The sequence below is a fragment of the Anabaena sp. PCC 7938 genome (genome assembly GCF_049315035.1).
Lineage (GTDB): Bacteria > Cyanobacteriota > Cyanobacteriia > Cyanobacteriales > Nostocaceae > Anabaena > Anabaena cylindrica.
In genome coordinates this window covers 2,741,670-2,754,428 of record NZ_CP186034.1, presented here as the reverse complement: position 1 = coordinate 2,754,428, position 12,759 = coordinate 2,741,670, and the positions used below count along the sequence as shown (strand labels likewise).

Genomic DNA, 12,759 nt, shown 5'->3' with positions numbered 1-12,759 from the left:
CGATTGACTGTACTCAAAGGATTGCAAAACGTTAGAGAATTTGAATTTATTCTGAATCAACTGACCAGTGAATTGCTGAAAAATTTCCCACTAGGTGAATGCCTAAGCCATTTCCTCTACCTTACATTGTTCTAATACTAATTTATTAGTAGTTGCCCATGCACTCACCATATGAATGGCTTTTTTATTCTTTCCTTTATCATAAGGATGCCTTAATGTTTTACCATCTATTGCCATAACTTCTCCTGCTGCGGAATGTGGGCTATAATTGCAAACCGCAACATTTATCCAAAAGATTATCCAATTTTTTTCGGTGATTTACGTACCGATATACCAGAATTTATTCCTCAGTTGTCTCAGTCAAACTATTGCCTTAGACGAAAAGAATAAACCTTGGACTACTAAAACCCTCAGTTACTAAATTGAGAAATTGGTAATAGCCGGTTTACTAGTCAAAGAAAGTAAATTATGTCCAGAATGTCATCCGTTACTCACGGAAATTGCTACTCGTCATGCTATAGAAACTGGAAAGTTTGAGATATTAGTTGCAGCCGTAGAGGAAAAATGCTTCTTTCGTTTATAATTACCTGAGTTCGATACTAAGAAAAACGCTTGTAATTTATGCAATTTCCCCTCTCGTATGGTCAACAAGCGATGTTGTTTCTCTACCAGATAGCACCTCAAAACATCGCTTACAATATATATACGACGGTGCGGATTAGCTCAGAGTTAGACTTGGAAGCATGGCATCGAGCGTGGCTTCTTATAGTAGAACGTCATCCTATCCTGCGAACTACCTATACGCAGCATGAAGATCAACCTGTTCAAGTAGTTCACCCATACCAAGAAGTAGATATTAAAGTAACAGATGCTGCTGCTTGGAACTTAGACTATTTGCAGAAGCAAATTCTGGCAGAAGCTGACCGTCCCTACAACTTGGAAACAGGCCCAATGCTGCGGGTTCATTTATTTACACAGTCGGCAACTGAACATATTCAATTGCTGGCTATGCACCACATTGCTGGGGATATGTGGTCTTTTGACATATTATTAAATGAATTCCAATTACTATATGCCGCTGAAGTAAAAACATCGCTTCAAGTTTCTTCACAGGTTATCGAAAATTCTTTTATTTCCAATTTCCAAACAGATAATATTCTTTCCCTGCCGAAACTATCATACACAGATTATGTGCGTTGGCAAACAGAGATATTGACAAGTTCTCAAGGTGAACAACTTTCAGCATATTGGCTCAAACAATTAGCTGGTGAGTTGCCGCTTTTAGATATTCCGCTGGATAAACTGCGACCAAGTGTGCAGACTTATGGTGGCGCAACACACATCATTGAGCTAGATGAAGAATTGCTCAAAAAGCTAAGAAAGTTTTCAGCATCTGAAAAGACCAGCCTTTATAGAATTTTCCTCGCTGCTTTCTTCGTACTGTTTTACCGCTTATCGGGTCAAGAAGACATACTAGTAGGCTGTCCGGTGGCAGGTCGGTCAGGTCGCGAGGAGTTTGCAAGAATTGTCGGCTATTTCACAGACCCCGTTGTATGCCGTGCAAATCTGGCGGGAAATCCTACCTTCAAAGAGTTTCTCGCTCAAGTACGTCGCACAGTTTCTGAGGCTAAAAAGCATCAAGATTATCCTTTTCCCCTATTAGTAAAACAGCTCGCACCTGAGAGAGATTCTAGTCGTCCTCCTCTGTTCCAAGTTGCCCTAACTTGGCAAAAACATCGCTGGTACGAGAATGTCCAAAAATCATCTTTAGTGATGTCGCCAGAGGTTATCGAAGGACATCAGCGAGGATCAGCATTTGACATAGATTTGGCAATTATTGAAGCTGGTACTGAGCTTCAGCTTTGCTGGCAATACAATACTGACCTGTTTGATGCTGCCACTGTAGAACGAGTAGCAGGAAATTATCAAACTTTGCTAGAAAGCATCTTAACCAATCCAGAGCAGCCCATTTCCCAATTACCACTGCTAACAGAAATTGAGCAACATCAATTGTTAATAGAGTGGAATAATACTAAAAAAGATTATCCATTAGATAAGTGTATTCACCAATTATTTGAGTTGCAAGTAGAGTGCAATCCTGATGCAGTAGCGGTGGAGTTGGCAGGGGAAAAATTAACCTACCAAGAATTAAATCAACGTGCAACCCAACTGGCACACCACTTGATAAATTTGGGTGTAAATGCAGACGTGTTAGTGGGGATATGTGTAGAGCGTACACCCTTAATGGTGATCGGATTATTAGCAATCCTCAAAGCAGGTGGTGGATATGTGCCACTAGACCCAGCTTATCCCAGAGAGCGCCTAGCTTATATGTTGGATGATTCTCAAGCCCAAATATTGCTGACTCAACAGCAGTTAATAGACTCATTGCCGTCTACTGGAACAAAGGTAATCTGCTTAGATAGCGACTGGGAATTAATCAGCAAACAAAGTCAGAAAAACCCAGAAACTGAGGTCAAACCGCATAACTTAGCTTATGTAATTTATACATCAGGGTCTACAGGAAAACCGAAAGGGGTGATGATAGAACATCGGTCATTAGTGAATTTCACCCTATCGGTAGCAGATAAATATAAAATCAGCAACACAGACCGCATCCTGCAAGCAGCATCCATCAGTTTTGATGCCGCAGCCGAAGAAATCTATCCCTGTTTGCTCAGTGGTGCAACCCTAGTGCTAAGAACTGCCGAAATGTTGGGTTCTATTTCCACATTTGTGGAGAAGTGCTGGGAGTGGAATCTGACAGTATTAATGGTAGGAACAGCCTATTGGCATCAGTTAACGTCAGAATTAGCCACAACCAATGATACCCTACCAACCTCAGTCCGACTGATATCGACTGGGGGAGAAAAATGGCTACCAGAAAAGTTGAAACTGTGGCAAAAGTGTATGGACAAGCGATCGCTTGTCCATAATTTAAAATCACCACCGATGTTGATGAACGGCTGCGGACCAACAGAAGCAACCGTATTGTCAACTGTATATGACTTATCGCAGTTAGTAGTAGAAGATACACAAACACGGCAACTAATTGGTAAAGCTTTTGATAATGTGCAAATCTACATCCTCGATAGTTACCTGCAACCAGTCCCCATCGGTGTACCAGGAGAATTACATATTGGCGGTGTGGGTTTAGCTAGGGGTTATCTCCACCGTCCAGATTTAACAGCACAGAAATTTATTCCCAACCCTTTTAATCAATCCGAACGTCTGTATAAAACAGGGGATTTGGTGCGTTATTTACCCGACGGGAACATCGAGTTTATCGGTCGAATTGATAATCAAGTGAAGATTCGGGGTTTTCGCATTGAATTGGGGAAATTGAAACTGTATTGGTTACACACCCGCAAGTATTAGAAGCTGTAGTTATTGATTCTGATGATATTCCTGGTTCTAAACGCTTGGTTGCTTATGTTGTGACTCGCAGCAAGTCGGAAATTAAAGGTCAATTGCGCTCTTTTGTCAAACAGAAGTTGCCAGATTACATGATCCCTTCTGCTTTTGTGGTTTTGGATGCTCTGCCCCTTACCCCTAATGGCAAGCTTGATCGCCGCAATCTACCTAAGCCTGACCAAACTAGACCTGATATAGAAGCAAATTACGTAGCGCCTCAGACTGAGGTTGAGCGACGCATTGCGGCTGTCTGGGAAGAGGTACTTCATTTAGAAAACATAGGTATCCACGATCACTTTTTTGAAATCGGTGGTCATTCCCTGCTTGCCACCCAAATCATATCTCGGCTACGTCAAGTCCTCCAGATGGATTTGTCCGTGCGTACCTTATTTGAAGCACCAACCATAGCTAGATTTGCCGAATATTGTGAGATAATCCATGCAACAGTGCAAGGACTACAGCATTCTTTTGATACATCTGATGGTGAGTACGAGGAAATTGAGATATGAATACATACGAGTTTTTGTCTCACCTGCGTAGTTTGGATGTGAAACTTTTTCTTGATGGTGAGAGGCTAAAATGCAAAGCACCTAAAGGAATTTTGACACCGCAACTTCAAGCTCAGATAGCTGAACGCAAAGCAGAGATTCTGGCATTTCTACACAAGGACGCTCTTTCAGCAATTAAGCCAGTTAGTAGGACAGAAAACCTTCCACTCTCCTTTGCACAAGCAAGACTGTGGTTTCTGGACAAATTGCAACCCAATAGTGGATTTTACAACATCCACATTGTCTGGCGTTTTAGCGGTCAACTCAGTATAGATGCGTTGCAATCGAGCTTAAACGAAATTATCTGCCGTCATGAAGCATTACGCACAAACTTCGTCACCCAAGAGAATCAACCCGTTCAGATTATTGCTGCAACTCTTTCTTTGCCACTGGAAATCGCGAACTTGCGGCATCTGTCTCCAGAGGAGCGAGAAGTGGAGATGCAGCGATTGGTTACAGATGAAGCAGTGCGACCTTTTGATCTAGAACAAGAAGCTTTAGTTCGTGCGACGCTCTTACAGCTTGGCTTAACAGAGTACGTCTTTGTGCTAACAGCGCACCACATTATTTTTGATGGTTGGTCAGTAGGCGTATTCGTCCAAGAGTTAGCAACACTCTACACGGCATTCTGGACTAATAAACCTGCAATTTTGCCTGAATTACCTGTACAGTATGCCGACTTTGCTGTGTGGCAACGACAGTGGTTAGAACAGGAAGGACTTGCAGAGCAGCTATCCTATTGGCAGCAACAACTTGAAGGCGCTCCCACCTTACTAGAACTTCCCACCGATAGACCAAGACCAGCTATTCAAACAAATCGGGGAAAACATCAACAATTTACACTTTTGCGATCGCAAGGTGATGCTATGGACTCACTTAGCAAGCGTGCGGGAGTCACCCCGTTCATGGCGTTTTTTGCGGTCTTTGTTACCTTGCTTTATCGCTATACAGGTGAAAAGGACATCGTAGTAGGTACACCCATTGCTGGCCGCAATCGTTCAGAAATAGAAGGGATAATTGGTCTTTTTGTCAATACTTTAGTGCTGCGGACTGATTTGTCAGGCGACCCCAGTTTTGAGCAGTTGCTGATTAGGGTGCGGGAAGTATCACTGCAAGCTTATACTCATCAAGACCTGCCCTTTGAAAAATTGGTAGATGCCTTGCAAATTAAGCGTTCCTTGAGCCATTTGCCTCTGTTTCAGGTGATGTTCGATCTCCAGAATGTACCCATACCATCTTTGGATTTGCCTGAGATTAATGTCAGTTCTTTTCCTGTAGAAACGGGAACGGCAAAGTTCGATTTGGCGCTATCAATTGAGAATACCTCTTCTGGATTAATAGCCGAATGGGAATACAATAGCGACCTGTTTGATGATGCAACGATCGCTCGCATGGCAGGAAATTTCCAGACTTTACTGACAGCAATTGTAACCAATCCAGAGCAGCCCATTTCCCAATTACCACTGCTAACAGAAATTGAGCAACATCAATTGTTAATAGAGTGGAATAATACTAAAAAAGATTATCCATTAGATAAGTGTATTCACCAATTATTTGAGTCGCAAGTAAAGCGAAATCCTGATGCAGTAGCGGTGGAGTTGGCAGGGGAAAAATTAACCTACCAAGAATTAAATCAACGTGCAAACCAACTGGCACACCACTTGATAAATCTGGGTGTAAATGCAGACGTGTTAGTAGGGATATGTGTAGAGCGTACACCCTTAATGGTGATCGGATTATTAGCAATCCTCAAAGCAGGTAGTGGATATGTGCCATTAGACCCAGCTTATCCCAGAGAGCGCCTAGCTTATATGTTGGATGATTCTCAAGCCCAAATATTGCTAACTCAACAGCAGTTAATAGACTCATTGCCGTCTACTGGAACAAAGGTAATCTGCTTAGATAGCGACTGGGAATTAATCAGCAAACAAAGTCAGAAAAACCCAGAAACTGAGGTCAAACCGCATAACTTAGCTTATGTAATTTATACATCAGGGTCTACAGGAAAACCGAAAGGGGTGATGATAGAACATCGGTCATTAGTGAATTTCACCCTATCGGTAGCAGATAAATATAAAATCAGCAACACAGACCGCATCCTACAAGCAGCATCCATCAGTTTTGATGCCGCAGCCGAAGAAATCTATCCCTGTTTGCTCAGTGGTGCAACCCTAGTGCTAAGAACTGCCGAAATGTTGGGTTCTATTTCCACATTTGTGGAGAAGTGCTGGGAGTGGAATCTGACAGTATTAATGGTAGGAACAGCCTATTGGCATCAGTTAACGTCAGAATTAGCCACAACCAATGATACCCTACCAACCTCAGTCCGACTGATATCGACTGGGGGAGAAAAATGGCTACCAGAAAAGTTGAAACTGTGGCAAAAGTGTATGGACAAGCGATCGCTTGTCCATAATTTAAAATCACCACCGATGTTGATGAACGGCTACGGACCAACAGAAGCAACCGTATTGTCAACTGTATATGACTTATCGCAGTTAGTAGTAGAAGATACACAAACACGGCAACTAATTGGTAAAGCTTTTGATAATGTGCAAATCTACATCCTCGATAGTTACCTGCAACCAGTCCCCATCGGTGTACCAGGAGAATTACATATTGGCGGTGTGGGTTTAGCTAGGGTTATCTCCACCGTCCAGATTTAACAGCACAGAAATTTATTCCCAACCCTTTTAATCAATCCGAACGTCTGTATAAAACAGGGGATTTGGTGCGTTATTTACCCGACGGGAACATCGAGTTTATCGGTCGAATTGATAATCAAGTGAAGATTCGGGGTTTTCGCATTGAATTGGGGGAAATTGAAACTGTATTGGTTACACACCCGCAAGTATTAGAAGCTGTAGTTATTGATTCTGATGATATTCCTGGTTCTAAACGCTTGGTTGCTTATGTTGTGACTCGCAGCAAGTCGGAAATTAAAGGTCAATTGCGCTCTTTTGTCAAACAGAAGTTGCCAGATTACATGATCCCTTCTGCTTTTGTGGTTTTGGATGCTCTACCCCTTACCCCTAATGGCAAGCTTGATCGCCGCAATCTACCTAAGCCTGATACAGCACGTCATGAACTAGAAACGGATCTAGTAGCACCTAACACTGAGTCTGAAGAAATACTAGCCAAAATCTGGCGTGAGGTTCTGCACCTTGAGCAAGTTGGCATCCATGACAACTTCTTTGAACTAGGTGGGGATTCCATTCTTAGCATTCAGATTATTTTTAAAGCCAAACAGGCCGGACTGCAACTGACTGCAAAGCAGATATTTCAACACCAGACGATCGCTGAATTAGCAGCAGTGAATAATGTTACTCGAATAGTGAGGGCAGAACAAGGGCTGGTAACTGGGTTATTACCTCTAACACCCATCCAAAACTGGTTTTTTGCCCAAAATTTCCTAGAACCTCACCATTTCAATCAGTCATTTCTCCTGGAAGTACCGCAAACACTTGATCCGGCTCTGTTGTCGCTAGTTGTGCAACAATTATTGTTACATCATGATGCGCTGCGCTTACGTTTTGTGCAGTCTAATTCAGATTGGCAACAGATTAACGCTACCCCTGATGATACTATTTCTTTTTCTCATGTAGATTTATCGGGAATATCAGAGGCAGAACAAAAAGAAACCATAGAAGCTACTGCTGCTTCCCTACAAACCAGCTTGAATCTTGCTGCTGGTGCAATAGTGCGAGTAGTGTTTTTTGCTCTTGGTACTGACAAAGCCAGCCGATTACTAATCATCATCCACCACCTAGCAGTAGACGGCGTTTCCTGGCGGATTTTGTTAGAAGATTTGCAAACAGCCTACCAACAAATCAGTCGCGGCGAAAAGATTCAGCTTCGTTCCAAGACGACATCTTTTAAATACTGGGCTGAAAAACTGAATGCTTACGCGCAATCAGATACTGCAAAGCAAGAACTAACTTATTGGCAAGGCATTTCACGTACACAAATTACCCGGATACCAGTAGATCATGCCTTAGGTGCTAACACCGTAGCATCTACCCGCATAGTATCGGTATCACTTTCACCGAGCGAAACCCGCGCTCTGTTGCAGGAAGTTCCCAAAGCTTATAAAACTCAGATCAATGATATCTTGCTGACTGCTTTGGTGCAGACCTTAAGTAAATGGACTGGTAGTAGCTCTGTGTTGCTCGACCTTGAAGGTCATGGACGGGAAGATATTTTTGACGATGTAGATTTATCGCGGACAGTCGGTTGGTTTACGGCGATTTTCCCTGTACTTTTAGAGTTAAAAGCAACAGATAATCTAGCAGATGTAATTAAGTCTATCAAAGAACAACTCCGTGCTGTTCCTAACCGAGGAATTGGTTACGGTGTGCTGCGCTATTTGAGTGGGGATGCAGATATTACCTCTCAACTTTCTGCAACACCACAACCAGAAATAAGTTTTAACTATTTGGGACAATTTGATTGGGGAACGCAAGAAAATTCCTTTTACAAACCAGCCTCTGAATCAGTGGGGGCAGAACATAGCCAGAGCGAAAGTTGCGATCGCTTGCTAGATATTAACGGACTCGTCGTAGAAGGACAGTTACAGCTAGACTGGACTTATAGCGAGAATTTCCACCAACGCGCCACAATTGAAAATCTCGCTCAAGATTTTGTGGAAAGATTGCAATCGCTAATTGCCCATTGTTTATCTGCTGATATATCTGCAAATCAGACCATTCACCATCAGGAAAATAATCTTTCTGCGCCCTTACATTTATTAGAACTGACTGAGAATATCTCTGATTTACTGCCTGAAGATACTGAATTGGCGTATCCTCTTGCCAAAATGCAAGAATTTATGTTGTATCATTACGCCAATGACCATCAAAAAATGGGGGTTTACCACGGACAGGAATCATTCGATATATACGATGATCATCTTTCTTTAAATGCCTTTAAGAAAGCTCTAGAAATTCTGGTACAAAAACATCCGACTTTGAGGACGGCGTTTATTTTTCATAACGGCAAACCAGTTTGTCAGGTGGTTAAAAAAAATCTGATATTTTCCATCAATGAAAAAGACATTAGCAACATCGAATCGGATGCACAGGAAAATTACATTGATGAGGTTGTAAAGCAAGATAGACAAAATTTATTCAATGTTGAAAATCCCCATGAACCACTTTTTAGACTCTGGATTTTTCGTAAGGCCGAGAATAGATTTGAATTCTTCATGTCCATACATCATGCAATTACAGATGGCTGGAGTAGTATCGAATTTCTTAACCAACTGTATGACTTATATTCTGCTATCAAAAAAGGTGAAGAAATTACAGTATCTACAGCCGCCAATGTCTACCAGGAATTTGTTACTTTGGAAAAAGAGATAATTGGCTCACCAGACGCATCTAATTTCTGGAGGCTTCACTTGAGAGATTATACATATAAACCATTACAGCCGTTAATTAATTCAGGCAAACAAGTAGAATATACTGCTGAAGAATACAATTTTGGCTCAGAAATAATTGCCGATTTACGTGAATACTCTCGAAAATTGAAAGTTTCACCAAAAGCAATTTTCTTGAGTACCTACCTTGACCTCATTGGTACTTTTATCAAAGAAAAAACGGTTTCTGTAGGAGTTATATCCAATGGTAGAACAGAAAGATTATCTGATCCCTTTGGAGCTTTGGGTTTATTCTGGAATATTGTTCCGTTTTGCCAAATAATTACAGAAGATAAAGGCGCACAAATTAAAAATGTACAGCAATCCCTAATTGATATCGAACCTTATGTTAGATATCCACTTTTACAAATTTTTTCAGACCAACAATTAAAACCTATTTCTAGGGCAGAGTTATTTTTCGCTACGTTTAATTTTGTACATTTTCATAATGCTAAAGATGTTTCTGAGCATACTGGCTTAGAGATAAACAGGAGAAGGTTTCATGACAAGTTTAACTTCCCTTTAAATTATGGTGTTGCAATGGAATCATTCTCAGGAAATGTCAGCATACGTGTAGAATATGATCGCATATATTTTAGTTGCCAAGATATTCGCTCAATGCTTCAGAATTACATTGAAATCTTAAAAAATACAGTTAATAGATGAGGATTATGGAGAACCTATTAGTATCTGTAGAGTAGGCAATGTTTACCAAAACCTCGATCTGGTGGGCAATGCCCACAGGGGAAACGCATCTAAATTATCTTGACAAAATACAATTTTGATGTATTAACGAAGAAATCTTAATTTATCGTTTGATTGATTTTTTAGAGTCATGGTAATTGATTAAAGTATTGTCAATAAGGAGGCATTAATGCGAATTTATAGGTCGTTATTGAGATTCAATAGTCCTTTATTGATAAGATGCGTTTCCCCTGGCAATGCCCACCCTACTAACAATTATGAACGACCTATCAGCCACTGGACTTAATGAGATCGTTGAGAACTTAAATTGTGAGGATAGCAACGTGAAAACTTTAATTATTGATAACTATGATTCTTATACTTTTAACCTTTACCAATTAATTGCCGAAGTCAATGGAGAATATCCCACCGTAATTACAAATAAGTTTGCATGGGAAGAAGTGCAACAGTGGGAATTTGACAATATTGTGATTTCACCAGGGCCTGGTCGTCCTGAGAATTTCAAAGATTTTGGCATTTGTCGTCAAGCTATTCAAAATGCCCAAGTCCCACTTCTAGGCGTTTGTCTTGGACATCAAGGGCTTGGTGATGTGTTCGGAGGAAAGATTATTCATGCCCCTGAAGTGCGGCATGGTCGGCTGAGTGAAGTTTATCACAATGGAACTGATTTATTATTTGCGGGAATTCCTTCTCCCTTCTCCGTTGTGCGCTACCATTCCTTGCTGGTTGCAGATCATCTACCGGACTGTTTAGAAAAAGTGGCGTGGACAGATGACAACCTGATCATGGGAATGCGCCATCGCTCTTTACCACTGTGGGGTGTGCAGTTTCATCCAGAGTCAATCTGTACTGAGTATGGACACACCTTATTTGAGAATTTTAAACAAATTACCCGACAATTTGCCCAAGAGCAAGAAAACAGCCCGAAAAAACACTATTGGACAGGAAACAACGGGACTGCTCCCACGCCTTCAAATTCTTCTGACCAAAAACAGCAGCAGAAATTTGAACTTTGTACGCACAAGTTGAATCTGTGTCCTGATACCGAGCAGATGTTTGTACATTTATTTGGCAAATCACCAAATGCTTTTTGGCTAGATAGCAGTCGTGTTGAACCCGGTCTTTCTCGCTTTTCCTTCATGGGAGATAGCAGTGGCGAAAACAGTCTGTTGATTCGTTATCAAACGCTAACCCAGGAACTCACAGTTACAAAATCTGATGCCATCAGCCGTAGGACAGAGGGAATTTTCGAGTATCTCCAAAGGGAAATTGAACTGCGACACTGTTCATCTGATGATTTACCCTTCGATTTTAACTGCGGGTTTGTGGGTTATTTTGGCTATGAACTCAAGGCAGAGTCTGGATCTCAGTTAAAGTACGCCTCTATCTTACCCGATGCCATGTTTCTGTTAGCCGATCGCCTGATTGCGATCGATCACCAGGAACAAACCCTTTATCTACTCTGTTTAATTCAACAAGGACAATACGAATTAGCAGAAACTTGGTTTGAATCGATCAGACACCAAATTGATCACCTTCCTCCCCTGTTGCCAATTGTGCCTCTGAAGAACGAGACACCTGTAATTTTTCGACTAAGCCGATCTCATCAGACTTACCTCCGTGATATTAATAATTGTTTGCAAGAAATTCATGAAGGAGAAACTTATCAAGTTTGTTTGACAAACCATATTCACACAGACACGACACCTGATCCTCTGGTGTTTTATCGTTCATTACGCCGCATCAATCCGGCTCCATACTCGGCATTTTTGCGTTTTGGCGATGTAGGGATCGCCTGTTCATCTCCAGAGCGATTTCTACGCATTGATCGCCAAGGTTGGGTGGAAACAAAGCCCATCAAAGGGACTCTACCACGCGGAAAAACACCCGAAGAAGATTTTATCCTGCGCGAACAATTGCGGAACAGCGAAAAAGACCGGGCGGAAAATCTGATGATTGTGGATTTGCTCCGTAATGATTTGGGACGGGTTTGTGCAGTTGGTACAGTCCATGTTCCCAAATTGATGGATGTGGAAACCTATGCCACCGTGCATCAACTGGTAACTACCATTCGCGGTCAATTACGCGCCGGGATGAATGCCACAGACTGCATTCGTCATGCTTTCCCTGGTGGTTCGATGACAGGCGCACCCAAGATCAGAACCCTGGAAATTATTGATCGCTTAGAGCAAGAAGCACGGGGAGTATATTCAGGAGCGATCGGCTTCTTAGGATTGAATGGTTCGGCCGATTTGAATATTGTCATTCGGACTGCTGTGCTGACGACAGAACAAACCTCGATAGGCGTTGGCGGAGGCATTGTAGCGCTTTCTGATCCGGAAATGGAGTTTCAGGAAACAATGCTGAAAGCAAAGGCATTGCTCCAGGCTATGGCGATCGCAACTCATGGAGCTTTTGATCCTGACCAGTATTACATTCAGGAAACAGAAACAGAGGTTCTTGATAGCTATGAAAAAGTGCAGGCATAGGTGCTTAAAAATGCAAAATTCAATCCGAAATTATTTTAGTTTGTGGACAGTTTCCAATACGATAAGACTAGTATTTGATCTTTGAAATACAAGTATTGACACCCTCCCCACCTTCTTGCTTCGTTTAAGGTGAAGATTCCAAAGATTACTCTTTGGGTTACCTCTTTCTGCGACCCAACTTACTTAG

6 protein-coding genes and 1 pseudogene are annotated in these 12,759 nt (G+C 41.8%); 6 read left to right on the top strand and 1 reads right to left on the bottom strand.

What is annotated here, in order from left to right; translation table 11 throughout:
• Positions 1-111: 111 nt before the first annotated feature.
• A pseudogene (locus ACOWPH_RS12575) lies at positions 112-246 on the bottom strand (ISAs1 family transposase); the annotation flags it as partial.
• Positions 247-430: 184 nt separating this feature from the next.
• On the opposite strand from ACOWPH_RS12575, the gene ACOWPH_RS12570 reads away from it, so the two are divergent.
• The 6 genes from ACOWPH_RS12570 (at position 431) to pabB (ending at position 12,572) form a co-directional block, all read left to right on the top strand.
• Positions 431-583, top strand: coding sequence for a hypothetical protein (locus ACOWPH_RS12570; protein WP_171815804.1), 153 nt, complete (start codon positions 431-433; stop codon positions 581-583).
• 38 nt (positions 584-621) lie between these two features.
• A complete protein-coding gene (locus ACOWPH_RS12565) occupies positions 622-3,378 on the top strand; it encodes a non-ribosomal peptide synthetase (RefSeq protein WP_422665731.1) in 2,757 nt (918 codons plus the stop codon).
• Positions 3,354-3,923 carry a phosphopantetheine-binding protein gene (locus ACOWPH_RS12560; RefSeq protein WP_422665730.1) on the top strand — a complete coding sequence of 190 codons (570 nt, stop codon included), beginning with the start codon at positions 3,354-3,356 and terminating at the stop codon, positions 3,921-3,923. The genes ACOWPH_RS12565 and ACOWPH_RS12560 overlap by 25 nt, the downstream gene beginning before the upstream one ends.
• Positions 3,920-6,628, top strand: coding sequence for a condensation domain-containing protein (locus tag ACOWPH_RS12555; RefSeq protein ID WP_422665729.1), 2,709 nt, complete (start codon positions 3,920-3,922; stop codon positions 6,626-6,628). The genes ACOWPH_RS12560 and ACOWPH_RS12555 overlap by 4 nt, the downstream gene beginning before the upstream one ends.
• A gap of 65 nt (positions 6,629-6,693) precedes the next feature.
• A complete protein-coding gene (locus tag ACOWPH_RS12550) occupies positions 6,694-10,044 on the top strand; it encodes a condensation domain-containing protein (RefSeq protein ID WP_422665728.1) in 3,351 nt (1,116 codons plus the stop codon).
• Positions 10,045-10,406: 362 nt separating this feature from the next.
• Entirely contained in the window at positions 10,407-12,572 is a 2,166-nt protein-coding gene (pabB, locus tag ACOWPH_RS12545) for an aminodeoxychorismate synthase component I (RefSeq protein ID WP_042466074.1), read from the top strand.
• Positions 12,573-12,759 lie beyond the last annotated feature (187 nt).